The sequence below is a fragment of the Alteromonas sp. IB21 genome, from assembly GCF_016405965.1.
Classification (GTDB): domain Bacteria; phylum Pseudomonadota; class Gammaproteobacteria; order Enterobacterales; family Alteromonadaceae; genus Alteromonas.
Map to the genome: position 1 here is coordinate 38,242 of NZ_JAEFCD010000014.1, position 23,528 is coordinate 61,769.

The window sequence follows — 23,528 nt, forward strand, 5'->3', positions numbered from 1 at the left end:
GCGCTTTATCGCACGATAATAAATGCGTGCAGCTACACGGACTATCTATTACACGGAATACCTATGCTAAGTATCTGGACGGTTGGCACTATTGTCGGTTTCTACCTTCTCGCACTTTTCGCTTTAGCATTTTGGGGCGACAGGCATTTACGCGATAATCGACAGCACCCTGTGCTTTATAGCCTAGGACTTGGCGTACACTGTACATCTTGGGCTTTTTTCGGCACCACGTCGCAGGCTGCCCAATATGGCTGGGCAGTTATTCCCACCTATTTAGGCATTATGCTCACCATGGCATTTGCCTTTCCTGTAGTGCTTCATATAAGTCGATTATGCCAGCAGCACAACATTAGTTCGCTAGCAGACCTCATCTCACTCAAGTACCAACACTCTCATCTAATCGCCGCACTTATCACGTTGCTATGCTTTTTTGGCGTTGTGCCCTATATAGCATTGCAGTTAGACGCCATTACGAAATCGATAAATTTGCTTACCGCAGAGCCACAATCAAGCACACCTTGGTTGAGTATTTACGTAGCAAGTTTACTGGCCATATTTGCCATAACTTTTGGTACGCGTACGCTAAACTTGACGGAAAAGCATCCTGGATTACTTCTAACCATTGCTTTCGAGTCGGTGATAAAGCTTGTGGCGCTTTTGGCAGTAGGCGTTTTTGTTTGCTTCTTTTTATTCGATGGCGTCTTAGATTTAGTTTCTAACGCCTCGTCAAATGACAGTGCCAGGGAGGTCATTTACGCTGATAGCGCACCCTGGGTTTATGCATCACATGTAGTTCTTGGCGTTTGTTCCATGTTCGTACTACCTAGGCAGTTTCATATGAATTTTGTCGAGCAAAACGGTGAGAGCGAACTTCGTACTGCAAGGTGGTTGTTCCCACTCTATCTACTCGGTATGACGTTGTTTGTTATCCCCATCGCCCTTGCCGGCAAAATGCTGCTTCCATCAACAACAAGTTCAGATGCCTACGTACTTGCCCTGCCCCTATCGACCGACAACATTGCTCTTTCCGGCTTTGCTTTTATTGGGGGGTTATCGGCTACCACCAGCATGGTAATTGTAGCTACTTTAGCCCTCGGGATCATGATTTCCAATAATGTGGTCACGCCACTTTGGCTAAAAGCGCGACTGAAAACGTCACCTAACCGCTCTATGGAGCCGAGCAACATTCTTTCAATCCGGCGGCTTACCGTTTTAATCGTACTTAGCATTGCACTGTGGTATCACTTAAATATTAGCCAAGCTGCGCCTTTGGTAAAAAGCGGCGTTATCGCCATTGCTTTATTGGGGCAATGTATGCCTGCACTTATGTTTGGTATTTACTGGCAACGGAGTACGAAAGCTGCAGCTATTTGCGCATTGCTAGTAGGCTTTATTTGTTGGGCTGTATTTCTGCTCTACCCCAGTTTAATGTCTAGCTACTATTTTGACCCAGTACCTACTGACCAAGCTTTAGGCCTGGGATTTGCTTATTCATTAATGGCCAACTGCATAACCTTTATTGCAGTAGCGCTGATCACATCAAAACGTGGCGCTAACGAGAATAATGTAGAAACACCACATGACGGTGCTCCTCATCTACTCGTAAAAGTCCGTGATTTAATAGCGCTTACAGAGCGTGTTCTTGATACCAGTACTCACAGTCAACTTGTGCAGCAGCTTTCTGTGGATGTTAACCGCGCCGCAAGCAGCGGATATGCCAGTCAGGCTCTTATTGACAGAGTGAACAAACTGCTTGCCGCCCAAGTGGGAGCACCGAGTGCGCGAATTTTATTGGGCGCGATTGCTGATACCGGCAGTGATAGCTTGCCTGAACTGGTTGATTGGGTAGAAGAAGCGTCCCAATCATTTCAATTCAATCACGAGGTACTGCAATCATCGGTACAAAATATTGAACAGGGAATCAGTGTACTTGATGACAAGCTGCAATTACTGGCATGGAATGATAGATACGTAGAGCTTTTTGCTTACCCTAAAGGCTTTTTAAAAGCAGGTATGCCGATTACCGATATACTGAGTTACAACGCAAATCGGGGCTTGTTTAACCCTTCATCTATTGATAAACGGGTGAGCTATATGCGTGAGGGTACCCGCCACAAGCATATCCGCAAACAGCCTGACGGAAAAGTGATAGAAGTTAACGGCGCGCCGCTTCCAGGCGGCGGCTACGTAACCACGTATAGCGATATTACCGAATACATGGCAATACAAAAAGCACTAGAAAGCGCAAAAGAAGACTTAGAAGAAAGGGTTGCGCTACGCACTGCCGAATTAGAGGACGCAAAACGCCAAGCTGATAAAGCTAATGAGAGTAAAACCAAATTTTTGGCAGCCGCCGGGCACGACCTCATGCAGCCCTTCAATGCCGCGACACTGTTTGCCAGTATGCTAAGTAAAAAAACACAGGGCAGCGAGCTGGCTGTGCTATCAGAGGGCGTCGTAAATTCGCTGGATAATGCGCAAAGTTTGCTTTCGATGCTGCTTGATATTACCAAGTTAGATGCTGGCGTATTAACACCACAAAAGTCCATATTCCCTATCGACGACATGCTGTCTTCGTTAGTCCAAGAGTTTAGCGTTATTGCTAATCAAAAAAGTGTTGCGCTCAGGTATGTTAAAAGCGACGTGTATGTGTACTCAGATAAAACTTTGCTGCGTCGAGTAATGCAAAACTTGCTGTCTAATGCTGTACGGTATACAACGAAGGGCTCTATTTTAGTTGGGGTCAGGCGCAGTGACGTTGAGGATACAAAACAAGCAATAAGGCTTTGCGTTTACGATACGGGTTCAGGGATCGCTGAGCATCATCAGCAAGAGATTTTCAGTGAGTTTCACCAACTCGATAGCAATAATAAAGGTGAAGGGCTCGGGTTAGGCCTCACCATTGTCGATAAGATATGCAGATTGCTAGAACATGAAGTGGCGCTTTTATCATCGCCAGATAAAGGTAGTTGTTTTAGCGTTACTGTGCCTAGAGCGCATCAACCCCAGAAGAACCCATTTCCCTGTGAAGCGCTAACGCCTGGTCTGCGTAACTTTTCGATTAATGCTAAAAACCATGACTCAGCAAGTAGCACTGTGGATGATACGCACGTAGTTTCTGGTGCAGAAAATGAGGAAAGTAGCCTAACGGACATTAAAGCTAAAACGATAGACGCGCACCCGCGCGTTGATCGTACGGGCCTAGTTCAGCCATATTCTTTTAGTACCGAGAAAAGAAGTTCTGAACTATTTTTAGCTGACACCCACTTTCTCCTCGTTGAAAATGATGAGCAAGTAGCAAATGCAATGTGCGCACTCCTCAAGGATTGGGGAGCAAGAACAACATTAATCACTTGCAGAAAAGATGTTTTGAGCCTTTCAGAAAAACACTATGACGCGCTTATTGCCGACTATCATCTGAACTTTGGGGAAACCGGTTTTGATGTGGCAACATCACTGTCTCGCGCCGAAGTGAGCTTTGCGTTGAAGGTATTGGTTACTGCAAATAGAAGTAACGAAATAAGAGAAGAAGCAACAGCACATCAATTTAACTATCTGCCTAAACCTTTAAAGCCAGCGGCACTGAAGCGACTACTAAAACAGTCTCTTACTTGAAGCACTGGTAAATTATCGGGCTAAAAACGCAGGGCGATGAGGTTGATTATGACTAAAAACACTGGCTATTCAATAATCGGATCTACTAATCTTTTTCGTCTGTCGTAGTTTTCTTAAATAGCCAGTGGCTTGTATTTAGTTATTGAGGCAAATCAATGTGAAGTTTTCCGTAGCGATAATCCAACGTCACAATAAAATCTTTTAGCAGGTCATAACCAATTAGCCCAACCACTCGCTTGCCACCGATTCGACTGCCCGTTCTCTCGTACTGACTTTCTAAGTTAGTGGTTTGCCCTTCTGCGGGAAAGCTTACTTTAACGTCACTAATTTCAAACGGTCCAAATTTTACCACATCAGACGTAGCAAATTCGTTCACGCCTGAGCTATTTGCACCAAATGATGTACTCGCGCCCTCTACTTTTTCAACTAATCCCGCTTTTGACGCAGCGCGACGGTCAATAAGGATTGTCCCAGCGTTACCTGTATCTATCAGAAGCCATAGGGATACACCGTTAATTTCCACTTGTGCGATGGGCATACCTGACCCTTTTTGTGTGGTTGCAGGCACGTTTGCTACCTCACTCATATCGACCGAATCTCGGGTCACAAGGCGAATTTTTCTTTGCGGGTAGTCTAATTGAACAACGAAACTATTGAAAAAGCCGGCCCCTAGCAGTAAACCGTTTGAATGATGACCAAGGTTTGTTTCCACTAATGAATCTAACTCAAAAGTAGTACCAAAAATTTCGACATCGACATTGTTATAGGCTGTTCTTTTTTCAACGCCGTAGACACCTTTTACATTTACAGGCCGGCCTTTATGTAAGTCTAAATTGTGCTTTCCAATAAACGCGCGATTAATGCTATTTATTTGTGCACCAGAATCCAGCATTACCCGCGATTCTATACCCTCAATGGTAATCGGAAGAAATACATGGCCGTTGTCTAACGTAAAATCAGTCCATTGCGTAACTGCACTGACTGCTTTGTGAGAAGTAACAAGAAAAGTAATAAAGAATAGAAAATGCTTCATAATATCCCTTTGTATTTTTTATTTTAATCCTTCGTTACTACGTTATCACAGGAAGAAGAAGAGATCGATCTTACGCTGTCCATCTCTAAATTTTGAGGTTCACCTTGAAAAAGGTTCTCAAAAGTAAGCTTAGCTACACCGTTTGTAGTGTATTCAGGTAATAACTCATTTTACCTAAGCTTTAACTATCTGAAACCAATACACTGCTAATTTAAATGCATCGCATTTTTAAACGCTATGCCAGCCTTAGTTCTGTTAATCACGCCAAGTTTTCTTAATACGGCTGACACATGTTGTTTAACAGTAGACTCTGAAATAGCCAACTCGTAGGCAATCTGCTTGTTAAGCAAACCGTCTGATACCATGCGAAGTACTTTAAGCTGATGAGGCGTGAGTTGCTTCAATCGGCGAGTAAAATCATCGTCGCCGCTACTACTATTTTCATCAAGACCGGTGGACGTATTCAGCCCCCCCGATGACATTTGTGATGTGGCAGGAATCCAAGTCTCCCCATCAAGTACAGTATTAACCGCGTCAATAATGCAATCGACAGAGGCTGACTTAGGAATAAAACCGCTTGCACCTAGCGCAAACGACTTAGCCATAACATCGCAATCTTCCTGCGCAGTAACCACAACAACTAGCACGTCGGGATGTAACGCATGCACCTCGGCAAGGCCATTTAATCCTTCGTTGCCAGGCATGGTAAGGTCTAAGAAAAGTATATCAATATCGTCATTTGACGCTAGACAGTTAAGGGTATCAGGAAAGGTGGACGTTTCTACAAGCGAAATGCGCTCGATGCTGTTAAGTGCATGGCACATTGCGGCCCTGAATAACGGATGATCGTCAGCAATCAGGATTTTTACAGACATAATGCTATCAACTTGTAACTACCTTGTTAATTCACATACTACCACGCAAGTAAAAAAAGTTAACGTGTTTGCTTAACTAAAAGCCAGCTTGGCATGACCGTCTCTGCATTGAGAGCCAAAGCAAGCATGCCTAGGCACTTAAGCCTAGGCATAGCAAGTGAATCTAAATAGTTTTACCTAGAATCTATAGCCAACGGTCAAGTGCACCGTGCGCGGGTCGCCATAGTAACCAATAAGCGTAGTGTCACCGCCTAGGCCGGGACCAAAGTTACCTTCGCCATCTTGAGTGACAAAGTCGTAACCGCCAACCAGATATTCTTCATCGGTCAGATTCTTAACGTGTAATCCGGCATACCAGTCGCCTTCAACACTTTCCCAGCGGGCGCTTAAGTTCACCATACCGTAGGCATCTTGCTGAATCAGGTCGCTGGTTTCAAAGATAAGGTAGTCATCGCGATAATAATAGTTGGCGTTGAACGCAATATCCCCAAAGCTCGTTTCCAGTAAGTAGTTGGCATTGAAATTAAAAGTATTTTCCGGCGTGCTTGCCAAACCGATAAGCGGAGGAATGGCGTTATTTTTCTTAATCTCAAAGTCGATATAGCCATAAGCAACATCAAACTGTAGATTATCTGACGCTACCCATGTCATCTCTAATTCAGCACCTTTTGCCGCGGTTTCCGCCGCATTGCGTAAGCGCTGATCAAGCGCCGTAGGGTCAGACAAATCTCCCTCAACACCTATGTATTGACGGTCCTTGTGATCATAAGAGAACAAGGTTACGTTCAGGCGAAGCGCATCGGTTAGGTCACTTTTAACGCCTAGTTCAAAGCTATCTACCACTTCGGGTCTAACGCCAGGCTCATTGGTTTGAGCCCGTGGGTTAAATGTGCCAGATTTAAAGCCTTGGGAATAGCTGGCAAAGAACATAGTGTCTCGGTCCATCTGATATTCTACGCCCACCCGCGGCGTAAATCGCGACCAACTCTCCACTGCTGGCGCATCTACGATGTCGTCTCCATCAGTGTCTGTCCCTAACACTTGGGGTACAAGTTGACCATCGGGCCTTATATAGCCTTGAATCCAATCTGTCGACGGGTAAACATTGGCAAACACCAAACCGTTGTTAACAAATGCCGACTTTTCTTCATCGGTAAAACGAGCCCCCAAAGAAAGCGATAGTTTGTCGTTAACGTCATAGTTCATTTGCGCATAAGCGGCCCAGCTTTCTGAGTTGTTACATCCAGTGACTTCACGGGTTAGCCCAGGCGCTCCAAGTGATTGGCCGAGCACACCTAGGATTGCGTCAAAGTTTCCGCAGCTTTCACCGTCGTAGAAATATAATCCTGAGACAAGACTGAAAGTATCTCCAATATAGTTTGCTTGAAGCTCGTGGGTATCATTACTGTCATCGTATTCTGCAGGCACGTCAAAGATGGGCAACGGCGTGTTGTCAAAATCGATATTGGTAGGTGAATAACTTTCGCGGTGTGAGCCAATATACTTAAGCTCTAAGTTGTCATTCACGTTATAGCGCGCTAACCAGTTATACCCTTCTAGCTCAACTTTATTCCACGTCGGTAGGCTGGTATAAGAGTCGTACACTGAATCCGGCACAGGTGCATCGGTTAAGATACTTGGAATTAAGCGGTAGCCTCCTTTTGCATTAGACGTGTCTTCCGTTTTGTCCCATCCAATACGGAAAAATAGATCTTCGTTAGGGTGAATTTCAAGAGATACTCTCGCTGCCCATAAATCTTTGTTGTAGTTTTCTCTATCTTGATTTGGCAGTGCGCTGATCAGGTATTCGCCGAAACCATCGCGGTTCAAATTAGCATAGCCAACACCGAGATAAACCGTATCCTCGACAAGGGGAATTTGACCGGTAACTTTAATATCCCGCTGACTGTAGCTGCCTAACGTAGCCTCTACATTCATTTGAGTGTCGCCGGTCATCTCTTTGGTCACATACTTTACTGCACCACCGATAGTATTTTTACCGTATAGCGTACCTTGAGGGCCACGCAGTACTTCAATTCTTTGCACATCCAACAGGTCAAGTACCGCACCTTGGGGGCGTGCAATATAGACGTCATCAACGTAAATCCCAACCCCTGGTTCATAGCCCCATAGCGGATCTTGCTGGCCTAAGCCGCGAATAAAAGCAGTAAGCGTTGAATTCGTTCCGCGGCTTGTTTGCAGTGTGGTATTCGGAGAAAACTGCTGGATTTCGGTTAGCACGCTGATGCCTTTTTCGCCCAGCTCAACTGCGCCAATGGATGTGATTGCAACCGGTGTTTCTTGAAGCGACTCCACGGTTCTTCGCGCTGTGACTTCGATGCGTTCTAACTTGCCTTTTTCTGCATCCTGATCACTTGTCGACGTTTGATTTTCTTGTGCAAACGCTGGCGTAGCGCAAAGTACGCCGGCGACTGCAAGAGCACAGAGACTACGAGCGGGCCTTTTAGCCACAGCGCATGTGCTTGATTTTCTTTTGTAGGATGAAACCCAATTTAGTGTGTGTGTTGATTTAGACATAGTGAGTCCTTGTTGTTCTAAGTTATAGGGCCTCTTGATCTTTGCTGTACAGAAAAGATCAACAGGCCCTCATCACTGCCGGATGTATTGCCTACGGTCAAAATCACTTTAGTTAATTAATTGTTAATAGTATGTAGTACCATCGTACTATGGGATTTTGGTAAAAGTAACGTCAAACTCTGGGTCTGTTATGAATGCTTTTTATCTGATTTGTATACACTTTGCGGTTTTGAGTGTGAGCAAATCACTAATCGACTTAACTGTTTCGGATCATCTGCGGTCACAGATTTTTAAGGAATAATAATTATGTTAAGTATGATTGGCTTGGTAGGCGGTCTGTTGTTGCTTATTGTTTTGACAATACGCGGAATGAACCTCTTTATTGCTGCCCCCTTGTGTGCCCTCGTCGTTGCCGTAACTAACAACATTGGGGTATTTACTGGTGACGTAAATTTTGTTGAGACCTATATGAGTGGGTTCTCAGGCTTCATTGCCTCTTGGTTTTTTATGTTTTTACTAGGTGCACTGTTTGGTAAATTCATGGAAGACACTGGGGCTGCAGATGCGGTATCTCGCTGGATCGTCACCAAGATTGGCTATAAGCGCGCCGTTTTGGCCGTTGTGCTCGCTTGCGCTATTTTAACTTATGGTGGCGTCAGCGTTTTTGTGGTGGCGTTTTCTGTTTATCCTATGGCAGTAAGCCTGTTTAAAGATGCCAATTTACCCCGTCGCTTCATTCCTGCCGCCATGGCCTTTGGCTCGGTGACGTTTACCATGACCTCTGCGGGCTCACCTGAAATCCAAAACTGGATCCCTATAAAGTATTTGGGTACTTCACCCTTTGCAGCGTGGGAAGTTAGCCTTATTGTCGCGGTGTTTATGGCCTGTTTTGGCTATTGGTGGCTCGCTAAAATGATAACAAAAGCTGTGGCCAACGGCGAGGTTTTCGAAGCAAGAGAAAGTGATCCGCAAGTGCGTGAAAGAGCCCTGCCCCACCCGCTTACCGGCATTGTTCCGCTGGTTGTGGTGTTAGTTATTTCTTTTTTATTTCATGAAGAGCTTGCGCAACTGGCGCTTATTCTTGCATTAGGCGGTGGCGTATTATGTTTGTTGACTATTAATTTCAAGCATTTTCTGAGTCTACCAATGGCCATTAATGCGGGCACAACGGGCGCGCTTATTGCGATAGGTAATACTGCAGCAGTTGTAGGTTTTGGTTCAATTGCAAAAAACACTGACGCGTTTCAAACGACCGTTGCATTAATGACGCAAATTCCTGGAAACGAGCTAATTGGCGCCGCCATTGCAGTCAGTGTTATTGCTGGCTTAACGGGTAGCGCGTCTGGTGGACAGGCCATCGCCCTTCCCTTAGTGGCACCTCATTATCTTGACCAAGGCGTTGAGCCTGAACAGTTACACAGAATTGTTTCTATATCGTCAGGTGCGTTAGATTCGCTACCTCATAATGGTTACGTCGTCACTACCATACGTGCGATATGTCATGAAACCCATCAGGCCGCCTATTGGGCAGTTGGCGCGCTGACGGTAGTAGTGCCGGTTATTGGCCTTGCCATGGCCATTGGTCTTTTTAGCATTTTGTAGGGTGGCATAAACGTTATGAAAAAAACAAACACTGGATATGCTGCGCTATGCAAAAGACGCAAAACAAAAGATGTAAAAAAGAAAGGTTCTATGAGTGCCAAAAGTGAGTGTGTAAAAAATATAGCTCAACTTGCCATGAGGCTCTTTTCAATCAATAGCAAATTGCAAAGACTGTTGATTTCGGCATTTATGGCGGGGGTAACAGACCGTTTTGCTATAAAACAACATGCTCCGTCTAATAGAAAATTGAACCTAAGACTTTCTTTAGGTTTTTGTTTAGTTTTGTGTTTCGTAACCGTACTCAGTTTTCCGTCGTTCGCTAGTGAAGCGATGAGTATCGGAAAACCAGATACGGTACCTTCATCTCCGTTGGTAGTAGAAAAACAAGTGTTTGAGATGCCGCTTTTTACAACGTTTGGTGGCCAGCGTATTAAAGACGTGAAGGTCGGCTGGGAAGCGTACGGAAAGTTAAATGAGGATAAAAGTAACGTTATTCTTATTACGCATTATTTTTCAGGTTCATCCCATGCAGCTGGAAAATATAATCCCGATGATACTGCCACAGGATACTGGGACAGCATCATTGGTCCAGGGAAAGCTATAGATACGGACCGCTTTTACGTTGTCAGTGTAGATACCTTGGCTAATTTAAACGCTTATGACCCCAACGTTATTACTACAGGGCCCGCTTCAATTAATCCGGATACAGGAAAGCCCTACGGTTTAGACTTCCCTGTGGTAACCATTCGAGATTTCGTTAACGTGCAGAAGGCGTTGCTTGAAAACCTAGGCATTAGCAAACTTTACGCCGTTATCGGGCCTTCTATGGGGTCGATGCAGGCCATTGATTGGGCAAGTGCCTATCCCGACTGGGTTGAACGAATGATTTCTGTCATCGGGGCTGGACAAAGTGACGCCTGGACCACATCTGCCCTAGAGCACTGGGCTAATCCCATCAAGCTTGATAGCAAATGGAACGACGGTGCCTACACCGAAAACGATAGACCATTTAAAGGCTTGGTGGCCTCGTTGATGCTGATCACTCAACATGCGCTTACCCCAACATTTTTTAACGAGCAAGGCAGCAACCTAGGGTTTAAAAATATTGAATCTGCTCCGCTTGACGATATTCGTCAGTCGCATAGCATTGTGACTTGGCTACGCGAACGCGCCGAGGCCCGTGCAAAAAGTATGGATGCTAATCACCTTTTATACTTGGTTCGTGCCTGCCAGCTATTTGTGGCAGGCCATGATAATAATCTTAAGCAAAGCCTTGCATCGATAAAAGCAAAAACACTTTTTATACCAGCAGAAACCGATTTACTTCTCATGCCTTATTTGTCGCAAGATGCCCACCAAGGCTTACTTTCACAGAACAAGAATTCCACACTTTTAACACTAAACGGTAAGTTAGGACACTTAGAAGGCGTCAGTAACGTTTCCGCTCAGGCAAAAGCCATTCGCCAATTTTTAGAAAATGAAAAGGAAGCAAATTTATGATGAAAAAACATTTTTATTTACGCCGGGCTCTGTGTCTTTCTTTTTTCAGTGCTAGCGCGCTTACGTTCAGTGCTGCTTCGGTTGCTAATAACGAGATTCCCAAGCTCGCACTCGATTTAGAAAATGTCACCGTGTCTGGCCTATCCTCTGGCGGGTATATGGCCACCCAATTCCAGCTAGCCCATAGCGACTGGGTAAAAGGCGTGGGCGTTATTGCCGGTGGCCCTTACTTTTGTGCTCAAGGAGACATAACCACTGCCCTAGCACAATGTGTCAATAAAATTGAGGGCGATATAGACATTAAAGCGCTAAACGAAAAAGCTAAACAGTATGAATCAGAAGGAAAAATTGCGCCCCTCAATAATATGAAAGATGCCAAAATTTGGCTTTTCCATGGCACCCAAGACACCCGAGTGGTCGCGAAAGTCAGCGCCTTACTTTTTGAACAATACAAACTATGGACAGACACTCAAAACATTACCTATATCAACGACAAGCCAATGGCGCATGTATTCCCAACAAAGGAAAAGGGAGTAGACTGCATGAAATCAGAAAGCCCTTTCATAGGTAACTGCGACTATGACGCCGCGGGCGCCCTGCTCTCTCATCTCATCGCAGACGTTAGCCCTCCCGATGAATCACTTTCTGGGAAAATACATTCCATAGACCAGCAAAAAATAGCAGGGAGCAACGCAAAAACCTTAGCAAATGAAGGCTTTGTGTATGTACCAGAAAGCTGCGCACAAGGAGAACCCTGTAGAGCGCATATTAGCTTTCACGGCTGTAATCAATACGCAGACGCCGTTGGCGACGCCTACACAACTCAAACAGGGCTAAATGAGTGGGCCGATGACAACAATATTGTGGTGCTTTATCCGCAAACTAAAAAATCGCTGTTTATGCCGCTAAATCCGCAAGGTTGCTGGGATTGGTGGGGCTATGCGTCCAGTGACTACGCTAACAGGGATGGCGCACAAATCGCCGCCGTTAAAGAGCTGCTATTTTCACTGAACACTCGTCTTCCTGTGAAGGACAATAAAGGAAACGCCGATGAGTAAGCGAACGATATTTATCACAGGTGGCGCCAGCGGTATTGGTTTCGGTATTGCTGAATCTATGATCAGACAAGGCCACCACGTTATTATTGCTGATATAAACGAACAGGCGGCTAAGGCTGCCGTAGCTAAGCTTGCCCATTTGGAAGGCTCGGCTAGTGCTATTGCCGTTGATGTTTGTAATGCCCAACAGGTGGCGGCACTACCTGACGCTTTAGGCAAATATACTGTTGATGTATTGATTAATAATGCAGGCATACAGCATGTCTCTCGCATTGAAGATTTCCCTGCAGATAAGTGGCAGCAGCTAATCAACATTATGCTGGTGGGCCCGGCTCTGCTAACTCAAGCGTTTTTACCCGCAATGCGAGAGCAAAATTATGGACGCATAATCAATATAGGTTCAATACATTCTCTTGTGGCTTCTCCTTTTAAATCTGCCTATGTAGCAGCCAAACACGGGCTTTTGGGGTTCGCAAAAACCATTGCTCTTGAAACCGGTGACTGTGACGTGACCATCAACACACTATGCCCCGCCTATGTAAAAACGCCGTTGGTAGAACAGCAAATTGCGGCCCAGGCGAAAGAAAATAATTTGAGCGAAGAAGAGGTGATAACGAAGATAATGTTAGAGCCCATGCCCAAAAAGCAATTTGTAAGCGTGGAAGAACTCGCAGATACAGCGAATTTCTTAATGTCGCCCAGTGCGCGAAACATTACCGGGCAAACCATGGTGCTTGACGGAGGTTGGACGGCAAGATAGCCGCGCAGTGCTGCTGCTTTCATGCTTTAGAAGTTAAAAAGACTGCTCAGTGCAGTCTTTTTTTATTTAGCCTGATACGCTTTTTTTTGCGCCCTTCAAACCAAACTTATACTTTTCTAATCCCATAGCGAAACATAGATAGCAACCATCTCTTCAATGGTCGGTATACGCGGGTTATTTCCCGGTGATCCCGAGGCCAATGCTTGCTCAGCCATGGTCGAGGTTAACGTAAAGAACGCCTCTTTATCTATTCCAAAATCTTTCGGAGTAGGCACCTGCAGATCGGCGTTAAGGGCTTTTAATTCATTAATTAACTTTTGATTAGCCAAGTCGTCTGAATCACTTTGGGTTGCTATTCCCATGGCCCGAGCACATTGCGCATAACGCACAGGGGCGCTAGGAATTGAAAATGCAGTAACAGCGGGTAGTAACATCGCATTTGAAAGCCCATGTGGGACATGAAACGCCGCGCCAATGGGGCGACTCATGCCATGCACCAGCGCCACTGATGCGTTGGAAAAGGCAATTCCCGCCAGCGTAGACCCCAACATCATGGCCTCACGAGCATTCTCGTTCTTACCATCTGCAAACACGGTACGTAGGTTCGGCGCGATAAGGGCCATAGCTGAAAGTGCCTGAGCGTCACTGTATAGATTCGCTTTGCGACTCACATAAGCTTCAATAGCATGAGTGAGGGCATCTATACCTGTATCTGCTGTTACTCGTTGCGGCAAACTTAAAGTAAGCGAAAAATCTATAAGTGCAGCAGTGGGCATGAACCCTGAGCCCACACACAACATTTTTTCACTTGTTTGTTCATCGGTGATGATAGTGAAGCGCGTCACCTCAGAACCAGTGCCTGCCGTCGTCGGAATTGCGATGATAGGCAGCCCTTCTTCGTTCACCACTCTGGGGAACTTATAATCGCGCATCTCGCCACCGTATTTACCCAAGATACCAATTGCCTTCGCGCTATCAATTGGGCTGCCGCCGCCAAGCGCAATAATGCAGTCGTAGGCTTTGCCGCGCAAAGCCTCAACGCCGGCTGATATAGAAGCAACTGTCGGTTCAGGTACAGTATCAGAGAAAACATCAAGTGCTATGGAATGCTCGGCTAAGTAGCTCGCTATGCGCTCTGCATATCCTAATTCAACCATCACGTTATCGGTAATAAGCAAAGGCTTAGAACAATTTAAGCTAGCCAACGTTTCCGTAATTTGCTTGCTAGCATCTTTGCCTATATGCATCGTTCTTGGCAGTATAATTTGATGAGCCATGTTTCCCTCGCTGCAACTATTTGATTTGTGTCTTACCGTTAAGCGAGTAACAAGATAAACAGAAATTGCTTCTTTCGCTTTTTCATTGCACGCTTAGTCAGTATTTCTCTCAGCATACCTACCGCTGTACGCAAAGCAACAAACATGTGAAATTGATGTTAAAACAACGTCATTTTCGGATAAAACGACGGCCATTTAAAAAGATGACGTTAACCTCCTTTTACTAAAATTGAATGGTAAACTGTGACCACTTTTACCCAGGATAAGAATTATGAAAAAACTCGGTGTAATTGCGTTGCTTGCAGTCGCTCTTAGTATAGCGTTATGGCAATGGCCGAAACCTGAGGCTCCCTTATTAGTTGACACGGAGAATTTTTCCGTTGCAAAACATTTGCCTGACAATTTTTTTGATGAGCAAGTTAACCCCTTGCTTACGCAGCGCTGTGTGGTTTGCCACGCGTGTTATGACGCGCCTTGTCAATTGAAAATGTCGTCCTCGGAGGGCGTTGCCAGGGGAGCGAGTAAAGAGAAAGTTTACGAAGGAACCCGAATTACCGCTGCCCAACCCAACCGCATGTTTCTAGACGCTCACAGCACCAAGGCGTGGCGTGAGCGAGGCTTCTTTGATGTATTGCCTGTAGATAAGGAAACAAATGAGCCTAAAACACAATCTTCAGTTCTAGCGCAAATGCTTTTGCTAAAAAAGCAACATCCACTTCCCGATACATCTCATTTAGGTTCTGGCTTTGACATTAGTTTAAGCCGTGAAAACCAATGCCCTACTATTGATGAAATGGGGGAATACATTGCTGACCAACCTTTAGGCGGGATGCCCTATGCCCTGCCTGGATTATCAGACGCTGAGCACAATACCCTCATGCAGTGGCTACATCACGGTGCACCGCTTTCCTCAAGTAATGTCATATCAGAAGAACTAAACGCTAAAATAGTGGCATTAGAAAAATGGTTAAATGGCGATAGCAACAAAATGCGGCTGTCTGCCCGCTATATCTATGAGCATTTATTTACGTCTCATCTATATTTCGAAAATGTCACCGCTGAAAAAGAGCAACCTCAATTTTTTAACCTAGTACGCTCACGTACTCCCTCTGGCGAGCCCCTTGATATTATTGCTACGCGCAGGCCTTTTGACGACCCCAAGGTCGACCGGGTTTACTACCGCCTACAACCTGTATTTTCAACTATCGTAAGCAAAACTCATCAAGCTTATGCCATCAACGAATCGCTAACCGATAAATGGCAAGCCTGGTTTGACGACGCCGATTATACCGTTGAAACGCTCCCCTCTTACGAATCAGAAGTCGCCGCTAACCCCCTTACCGCGTTTGCCTTGCTTCCTGTGGAAAGTCGCTATCGCTTTATGCTTGAGCGGGCGCAGAACACAATTATGGGTTATATCAAAGGACCTGTTTGCCGCGGTCAGGTCGCACTCAATGTGATTAACGACAGATTTTGGGTGTTCTTCGTCGACCCCGATATAGCTGCCTCTGAAGACATGAACGCGTTCTACGCTTCGCAGAAAGAAAACCTTCACCTCCCCGCTGAAAAAGACAGCTCTGCTTTAGCTGTTAACTGGGTCAAGTATGCTAAACGTCAAGGCGAATATGTGCGCGCTCGCACTGCGTTTATGAATGAAGAATTTAAAAACGGGGAACACTTAAATATCTCCAGCATATGGGATGGCGATGGCGACAACACTAACGCAAGCCTAACGGTGTTCCGTCATTTCGATAACGCGACTGTGGTAAAGGGTATGGCAGGTGAGCCTACTAAAACCGCATGGGTTATCGATTATGCCTTGTTAGAGCGAATTCACTATTTACTCGTGGCAGGTTTTGATGTTTACGGTAATTACGGCCATCAATTGATGACGCGTTTGTATATGGACTTTTTGCGCATGGAGGGTGAGTCAAATTTCCTTAATTTACTGCCTCCAGAAACGCGCCATACGCTACTTAAGGAGTGGTATCAAAATGCAAGTCCTGAGTTAACCGACTACCTAGAGGGAGATATAAACAGCTTTGAACAACCCTCGGGTATTGTATTTGAAACAGAAAACCCTCAACAAGAGCTCTACCAAATGCTTTCTACGCATTTATCCAATGTTCTGCCATCAGGCACGACCTACGATAAAAATATATTGTCAGAGAAACAGTTTTCAGCGCTAGCGAGTCTTGACTTTCTTCCCGCACAGCAAGCTACCTTAATGCCAGAGACCACAATAATTGTTATAAAAGACGATGAAGAACCGGAGAAAATTGACGTTTTTACGGCGCTTAGAAATAGTGCTCATTACAACGTGAACAGCCTGTTTGAAGAAGAGGAAAATCGCGAGCCTTCTAAAGATTCTGTTACCCTCGTGCACGGATTATTAGGGAGTTACCCCGACGCATTTTGGTTCATCAAAACTTCGGAGGTTATCGGTTCAATTGAACAGTTAAAATCAATTAAAAACGAGAAGGATTACAAAGCATTACTTGATAAAGTGGGAATGCGCCGCACTAATCCACAGTTTTGGACGTTTAGCGATAACCTTCTAAGGTGGTCAGAAGAGCAATACCCTATTGAAGGGGGGCTTTTAGACTACAACCGGTTAGAGGATAGATAAACCTCATGCTCTGAATCGCTTTACGCTTTTCTTTTACGAAATACCTGTGCTAATGTCCAACCATTGGAAATGAAAGGACATTAGCATTCCATGCCCTATCAAACCGTTGCGTTAATCGGAAAGCCTCAGCACGCTGCAACCCATGACAGCTTAAACATTCTTGCGGACTATTTGCTGGCCAAAGGATGCAAACTGCTTGTTGAAGAAACCATTGCTGAAGAGCTTGAAACTGAAAATTTTGAAAGCTGTAATCTTGTTGCCATCGGTAAAAACGCTGATTTAGCGGTTGTTGTTGGTGGCGACGGTAGTATGCTCGGCGCCGCTCGTGTACTGGCACGTTTCGACATTCACGTGGTGGGCGTCAATCGCGGAAATTTAGGCTTTTTAACAGATATTCACCCCGATGAAATTACTCAACAACTCGATCTCATTTTTACCGGGGAGTGTGTAGTTGAAGAACGGTTTCTGCTTGAAGTGGGCGTTTACAGGCATGAAAAACTCAAAAGTAATAACTCTGCAATGAATGAAGTGGTGCTGCATCACGGAAAAGTTGCCCATATGATGGAGTTCGAAATCTATATAGATGAGCAGTTCGTGTTTAGTCAACGCAGTGACGGGCTTATTGTTGCCACACCAACAGGTTCAACAGCGTATTCACTCTCTGCTGGTGGTCCTATCATCATGCCTAAACTAGACGCCCTTACGCTAGTGCCCATGTTCCCCCATACCCTTAGCAGTCGCCCTATCGTTGTTGACGCCGACAGCCAAGTATCGATGAAGGTATCAAAGGTAAATAGCCATTCTCTTCAGGTTAGCTGCGACAGCCATATTGTGCTTCCGGTTCTGCCGGGCGACGAGATTCGAATAAATAAAAGTACCGATAAACTTCATTTAGTCCACCCCAAAGGCTATAGCTATTTCAATGTACTTCGCAAAAAACTAGGTTGGGGCAGCAAGCTTTACTAGATTCCCGCGCAACACCCTCTATCGTGCATTTATTACATGAGCCTGTAGCATTTTCCCAAAGCTACAGGCTTGAAAAATAAAGATTTTTTAATCTTACGAAAAATAATTAAAGAAATCCGTTACTTATAAACTGTTCCACATACGGCATACCTGTTGCAGCTTCCTTACCAAGCTTTCAGCGAAACAAGATTTACACGCTGTCGAATTTAGTGTTCTGACATCTACGTAAATTCTTCATAAAGACGTCGCTGCTACTTTAATGAGCAATAGGAGATATCATGAGTAATACCAATATCAAATTTACAGCCCCAGGAATGGATAACGATGCCGCTGCCAAAACTATCAAGGTATTGGATCAACGATTGGTCGCGCTATTAGATCTACAGCTTACACTTAAACACGTTCACTGGAACGTTGTGGGACCGAATTTTATCGGTGTGCACGAAATGTTAGATCCGCAAGTTGATGCGGTCCGTGGCATGACGGATACCATTGCAGAGCGTATTGCCACGTTAGGTGGTGTACCTAAGGGCACGCCAAAGGCGATTGTAGAAGGCCGCAGCTGGGAAGATTACCAGCTAGGTAAAGGCTTAGTGCTTGACCACCTTAAGGCTCTGGATGCAGTTTATGACGGCGTAAACGGCGACCACAGGAAAGCGCTAGAAATTTTGGGCGACATCGACCCAGTTTCAGAAGACATGATTACAGGCCAGCTGGCAGATTTAGAACAGTTCCAGTGGTTCGTTCGCGCCCACATTGAGTCTGGCAGCGGTGAACTGCAACAGTAAATTATAACGCTGCGTGCGCTGCCAATTGTAAAGCGGCACACTACGAATCTAGATAGGTTTATGTAAAGGAGGGCTTTTGCTCTCCTTTTCGCTGTATAAAATCAGTAACTTCATATTTTAATTTAATTGTTACGCGTAAACAAATCACCAAAAGCCACTCATAAACCATATAAATTCATATACTTACTCCTATCCCCTCTATTTTTTATCAATTTTTATACGACGACACTTTACACAGCGAAACACTGTATATATTATCAGTTGCTGTATATATCATCATGTTCAACTTTTTCCGAGTGTGGTTATGTTAGCGCATCTTTCTATTTCTAATTTTGCAGTTGTAAAACAGTTATCAGTGCAGCTTGAAAACGGGCTTACTGCTATAACAGGTGAAACCGGTGCTGGTAAGTCTATTGCGATAGACGCTTTAAGCCTTTGTTTGGGAGAACGTGCAGACGCAAATGCCGTTCGTAAAGGCAGTGCGAAAGCTGAGATTATTGCTCATTTTTCACTTAGTAAAAATGAGTTAGCCAAAGCGTTTCTTGATGAGCACGAGCTGACGTCTGATGAAGATGAAAACAGCTGCTTCATCCGCCGCGTTATTTCAAAAGAAGGTCGCTCAAAAGCATTCATAAATGGTGTGCCAGCTTCATTACAGCAATTGAAGGGGCTTGGGCAATTTTTACTTGCTATTCACGGGCAAAACACCCACCTACAGCTACTCAAGGAGGACCACCAACGTGATCTTGTCGATGGGTATGCAAAACACAATGATGTTTTAGAAAAGGTAAAAGACGCCTACTCTCAATGGCGAGACAAGCAGCGCACACTCAAAACACTTCAAGAACAAGCTCAGCAACGAGAAGATCGCCTTCAGCTTCTTACATATCAAGTACAGGAACTCGACGAGTTCGCTATTGAGGATGGCGAATTTGAGGAGTTGGAAACGGAGCACAAGCGGTTAAGTAATGGACAAAGTCTGCTAGAACAAGCGCAAACCAGTGTGTATAACTTGTATGAAAATGATGAGGGCAACGCGCTTTCTGTAATACAAAGCAGCATTGAGCGCTTGGGTGAGTTAGAAGCGCACGACGCTAGCCTTACGCCAATGATTGCATTGTTGAACGATGCCGCTATTCAAGTAGAAGAAGCGGCAAGCGAGTTGCGTAGCTATTGTGACCAATTAGAGATCGATCCCTTGCGCCTTCAGCAGGTTGAAGCTCGCTATTCGAAGGCGATGGATCTTGCGCGTAAACATTCAGTCATGCCCGAGGCCCTTTATCAGCACCATCAAGAATTGGCTGCAGAGTTCGCATCTCTGTCGGATCAAGAGACGCTGTTAGGCACATTAGAAAATGAAGTTGCCGAGGCAAGAGCAGCTTATTTAGTTGCAACACAAAGCCTCTCGGAAAGTAGGCAGCGAGCGGCGCAAAAACTAAGTGAAGATATTGAAACGCAAATTCGTCAGATGAATATGCCTCACGCAAAAGTAGACATTCAAATACAGTATGATGAACTTAAAAAGCCTGTAAGTACGGGGTTAGATTCAGTGGAATTTAGAGTCTCGACTAACCCGGGTCAAGATGCAGATAAGCTGGAAAAAGTCGTGTCAGGCGGTGAGCTTTCGCGCATTGGATTAGCTATTCAAGTGATTGCGAGCGACCATCACGCCACCCCAACAATGATTTTTGACGAAGTGGACACAGGCATCAGTGGCCCTACAGCCTCTATCGTTGGCGGCTTGCTTCGTAAGCTAGGCAGCCAGTCACAAGTAATGTGTGTAACGCATTTACCTCAGGTAGCAGCGCAAGCACACAATCAACTATTTGTTACCAAGATCACAGATGGTGAAAGTACAGAAACGCAGATGCTGCCGCTTACCAAGCAAGATAGAATTGATGAACTTGCAAGACTTTTAGCCGGTGATAAAGTCACGAAATCCGCATTAGCGAATGCAAAAGAGCTGCTTAAAAGCGCTGCATCGAACTAAAATGCAGTTGATTGGTCATAGTTGTCAATGTAGCATGCCTTCGCGCTTGCAATAAAACAGTCTCGAATTTCGCGATAGCGACGCTCGCTGGCACTAACAAAGGCAATACTGGACAAATTAACGAATGAAGTTGCAACACCTATTAGTAATTCTCGCCATCACACTAACATCAACCGCTTGCTCGAACTGGATCTATCGAATCGACGTTCCTCAAGGAAACTTCTTAGATCAGAGAGACGTTGAAAAGCTTCGGGTTGGCATGACAAAAGAGCAAGTTATCTATGTACTAGGAAATCCGGTCGTCCAAGACTCGTTCAACGATGATACGTGGTACTATGTATACGATATGAAGCGCGGTATGAAAAAACGCGGAGAGGATTTTCAAAAGCAAATGGTGATAAATTTTGTAGATAACAAAGTCACTGCAGTTGAGGGTGACTTTGAACTCTCCGAAGATTTCAACACACCACTTGATAACTAAGTAACTTCGAGAAGGTAGCGCTATCCCGCTATCTTCTCTGTTTCTACTTACCCTAAAGTGACAATTATTTTATAGGGAAGTCAGCAGTTTAAAATAAGTGAGTTTCGCATGGAACATAGTTTTTGGCACAGTAAATGGCAAAAGAACGAAATTGGATTTCATGAACCAAAAGGCAATGCGCTTTTGGTAAAGTACGCGTCTTTTCTACTCGGCGACGAAACCTCTGAAGCTTCTTTGAAACGTATATTTGTACCATTATGTGGGAAGACGCGTGACATAGGCTGGTTGCTTTCGCAAGGATGTGAAGTAGTAGGTGCTGAGCTTAGCGAAGTAGCGGTTATACAGTTGTTTGAAGAGCTAGATGCAGAGCCCACAGTTACTACTACTGCAAACGGTAAAATTTATGCTAAAGATGGTTTGACCATATACGTCGGTGATATCTTTAAACTAACGCCAACCGACTTAGGTGAGGTAACGGGTGTTTACGATAGAGCGGCATTGGTAGCACTACCTAGCCCGCTTCGCGAGCAATATGCTGCACACTTAGTTGCAATCACCCAGTGCGCGCCGCAGTTAGTTATTTCTTTTGACTACGATCAAAATGAAGTGGCAGGCCCTCCATTTAGCGTAAATGAAGATACAGTTTCGTCCCTTTACTCCGATAAATACACTATCAACCGTCTTGAACGCTCTGTGTTAGAAGGTGGATTAAAGGGTAAGGTTGAAGCTGAGAATCTAGTGTTCGCTCTCCAAATCAAGTAACGCAAGCAAACTTTACATAGAGCGCCCTGAAGCGAATATTAGTTTTCGTTTCGGGGTCATTCACACTGTAAACAATTTATAGTTATGTCGCGATTTGCCTATCAGTGAACAGCGCTATAGGCCAATCAGAGCTTCTATCCCGAACAGTATTGCACCAATAAGCCCACCGACAATCGTGCCATTAATTCGCACTTTTTGAAGGTCGCGACCAATATTTAGCTCCACCTGCTGCGCCATTTCTCGCTCGTCCCAGCTGTTTATCGTGTCACGAATATGACGTGTGAGAAACTCAGCCAGCTCTGGCGCCATATATTTAGCGGCTTCTCCAATGTGCTTGTTAAATGCTTTTGCCAACTCGCTGTCTTGCGTTAACGTTGTGCCCAAATCTTTCAAAAGGCCCGACACTTTAGTTTCTGCTTTGCCATTTTGCTCTTCAAGCGACCTTAAAAGCCATTGATGGAATTTGGCCCATGATTGCTGAACATAGGTATTTAATGCAGGGTCATTGATGATTTTTTCACGATAGCTGTTTATCTTTTTCTCCATTAATGGGCTGTGCTGCAACTCGTATAAAAATTCGTGCACCTGCTCATCAAAGGCATGGCGAATCGGATGGTGCTCATCTTCGTATATGTCTTCTAAAATACTCGAAACGGCTTTAACAGCAATTAACGCGCCCTGTTCACTCAACCAGCTAGACGGCAACAACTTTTCAATTCGGCTGTATTCGGTTTTTAACCAAACAAATAATGTATCTGCTATATAAATCTGGGTCTCAGGCTCCGCGAGCAGTTTGGCTAGTTTTCCTAGCACCCTATCAAGGACAACTTGATGCTGCCGCTCTCTCGTCACAGCGCCTAATGACGTGACCATCAGCTGCCTGAGGTCAAGTTCATTAATACCTTTCTGCGCCGTTTTAGCGATAAACGCTTTCACAGGTTTGTCATCGAGCACGCGCAGAACGCCTGCAAAAGCATCGCATAGAAAGCGACTTAATCGGGTAGCGTTTCTCTCTTGAGACAACCACCTTCCAGCGCCCTTCGCAGGATCGCTGTCTCGAATCAGTTTTTCTATCGCTTCGGGGTGAAAGAATTTTTCCTTAACGAACAATGACAAGTTATTAGCAATTACGGACTTGTTGCTAGCCACGATATTGGTATGAGGAATAGGGTACTGGGAGGGAATGGGTTTAAATAGAGCCGTCACAGCAAACCAGTCAGCAAGACCACCAATAAGCGCCGCCTCGCTGGCCATCTTAATAAGTCCCAACCACCAGGCATCTTGCAGTTCTGTATAGAACTTAGGAAATAATATCGTTGCAACAAATACACACGCGGCAAAAATTAAACAGTACATCGCTAGCCGCTTAGCTTTATTCAATTGTGCATATTTGTCCTGCATATACTGCTCCGTTTAAATTAGTCGTTGACCATCGTTGTCGATTAGATGTGTGCCTTCTTCTTTAGCAAAAACTTTCGAGGCCACAGAGGAAAATTAATTAAAGCGCTTTGCTCACGCGTTAGCGTTTTACTGTTTCGCTCACACTCTTAAAGATGTCTTCACCATCGCTCATCGTGAAGATGTAAAAGCCACGAAGTCGTAATCATGAGCAAATATGCAAACAATAGGCCTAATCACAAAAATTGCGCGCTTG

The 23,528-nt window shown here is 44.9% G+C and carries 16 protein-coding genes; 11 read left to right on the forward strand and 5 right to left on the reverse strand.

Annotation, left to right across the window (positions count from 1 at the left end):
* Positions 1-63: 63 nt before the first annotated feature.
* The gene (locus tag JC525_RS11000; protein WP_198815893.1) at positions 64-3,615 is read left to right on the forward strand and encodes a hybrid sensor histidine kinase/response regulator; all 3,552 of its coding nucleotides are present in this window, start codon (positions 64-66) and stop codon (positions 3,613-3,615) included.
* A 139-nt stretch (positions 3,616-3,754) separates the two neighbouring features.
* Here JC525_RS11000 and JC525_RS11005 read toward each other — a convergent pair whose 3' ends face one another.
* The 3 genes from JC525_RS11005 to JC525_RS11015 form a co-directional block, all read right to left on the reverse strand.
* Positions 3,755-4,648, reverse strand: a complete 894-nt coding sequence (locus JC525_RS11005; RefSeq protein ID WP_198815894.1) for an aspartyl protease family protein — start codon at positions 4,646-4,648, stop codon at positions 3,755-3,757.
* Between the two features lie 206 nt (positions 4,649-4,854).
* Positions 4,855-5,523, reverse strand: a complete 669-nt coding sequence (locus tag JC525_RS11010) for a response regulator (RefSeq protein ID WP_198815895.1) — start codon at positions 5,521-5,523, stop codon at positions 4,855-4,857.
* Positions 5,524-5,700: 177 nt separating this feature from the next.
* Positions 5,701-8,061: a TonB-dependent receptor gene (locus tag JC525_RS11015; protein ID WP_198815896.1), complete on the reverse strand. Its 2,361-nt coding sequence runs from the start codon at positions 8,059-8,061 to the stop codon at positions 5,701-5,703.
* 306 nt (positions 8,062-8,367) lie between these two features.
* Here JC525_RS11015 and JC525_RS11020 point away from each other — a divergent pair, with 306 nt between their 5' ends.
* The 4 genes from JC525_RS11020 to JC525_RS11035 all read left to right on the forward strand — a co-directional run bounded on the left by JC525_RS11020 (position 8,368) and on the right by JC525_RS11035 (position 12,981).
* Positions 8,368-9,663, forward strand: coding sequence for a GntP family permease (locus JC525_RS11020; RefSeq protein WP_198815897.1), 1,296 nt, complete (start codon positions 8,368-8,370; stop codon positions 9,661-9,663).
* Positions 9,664-9,993: 330 nt separating this feature from the next.
* Positions 9,994-11,163, forward strand: coding sequence for an E22 family MetX-like putative esterase (locus tag JC525_RS11025; protein ID WP_198815898.1), 1,170 nt, complete (start codon positions 9,994-9,996; stop codon positions 11,161-11,163).
* Positions 11,163-12,221: an extracellular catalytic domain type 2 short-chain-length polyhydroxyalkanoate depolymerase gene (locus JC525_RS11030; protein WP_442859550.1), complete on the forward strand. Its 1,059-nt coding sequence runs from the start codon at positions 11,163-11,165 to the stop codon at positions 12,219-12,221. The genes JC525_RS11025 and JC525_RS11030 overlap by 1 nt, the downstream gene beginning before the upstream one ends.
* A complete protein-coding gene (locus tag JC525_RS11035; protein WP_198815900.1) occupies positions 12,214-12,981 on the forward strand; it encodes a 3-hydroxybutyrate dehydrogenase in 768 nt (255 codons plus the stop codon). Before JC525_RS11030 ends, JC525_RS11035 begins: the two co-directional genes overlap by 8 nt.
* A 116-nt stretch (positions 12,982-13,097) precedes the next feature.
* Here the strand turns inward: JC525_RS11035 and JC525_RS11040 are convergent, their stop codons facing one another.
* Positions 13,098-14,258, reverse strand: a complete 1,161-nt coding sequence (locus tag JC525_RS11040; RefSeq protein WP_198815901.1) for an iron-containing alcohol dehydrogenase — start codon at positions 14,256-14,258, stop codon at positions 13,098-13,100.
* A gap of 271 nt (positions 14,259-14,529) precedes the next feature.
* Between JC525_RS11040 and JC525_RS11045 the strand changes: the two genes are divergently transcribed.
* From JC525_RS11045 to tmpT, 6 genes are all read left to right on the forward strand, one after another.
* Complete coding sequence (locus tag JC525_RS11045) at positions 14,530-16,887, forward strand: fatty acid cis/trans isomerase (protein WP_198815902.1); 2,358 nt, start codon at positions 14,530-14,532, stop codon at positions 16,885-16,887.
* 90 nt (positions 16,888-16,977) lie between these two features.
* A complete protein-coding gene (gene nadK / locus JC525_RS11050; RefSeq protein ID WP_105931988.1) occupies positions 16,978-17,853 on the forward strand; it encodes an NAD(+) kinase in 876 nt (291 codons plus the stop codon).
* Between the two features lie 278 nt (positions 17,854-18,131).
* Positions 18,132-18,641, forward strand: coding sequence for a DNA starvation/stationary phase protection protein Dps (gene dps / locus JC525_RS11055; protein ID WP_105931987.1), 510 nt, complete (start codon positions 18,132-18,134; stop codon positions 18,639-18,641).
* Between the two features lie 304 nt (positions 18,642-18,945).
* A complete protein-coding gene (recN, locus tag JC525_RS11060) occupies positions 18,946-20,631 on the forward strand; it encodes a DNA repair protein RecN (protein ID WP_198815903.1) in 1,686 nt (561 codons plus the stop codon).
* A 124-nt stretch (positions 20,632-20,755) separates the two neighbouring features.
* Complete coding sequence (locus JC525_RS11065) at positions 20,756-21,112, forward strand: outer membrane protein assembly factor BamE (protein WP_198815904.1); 357 nt, start codon at positions 20,756-20,758, stop codon at positions 21,110-21,112.
* Positions 21,113-21,220: 108 nt separating this feature from the next.
* On the forward strand, positions 21,221-21,874 hold the full coding sequence (gene tmpT, locus JC525_RS11070) for a thiopurine S-methyltransferase (RefSeq protein WP_198815905.1): 654 nt from the start codon (positions 21,221-21,223) through the stop codon (positions 21,872-21,874).
* 114 nt (positions 21,875-21,988) lie between these two features.
* Here the strand turns inward: tmpT and JC525_RS11075 are convergent, their stop codons facing one another.
* Positions 21,989-23,275: a DUF445 domain-containing protein gene (locus JC525_RS11075; protein ID WP_198815906.1), complete on the reverse strand. Its 1,287-nt coding sequence runs from the start codon at positions 23,273-23,275 to the stop codon at positions 21,989-21,991.
* Between the last annotated feature and the right edge of the window lie 253 nt (positions 23,276-23,528).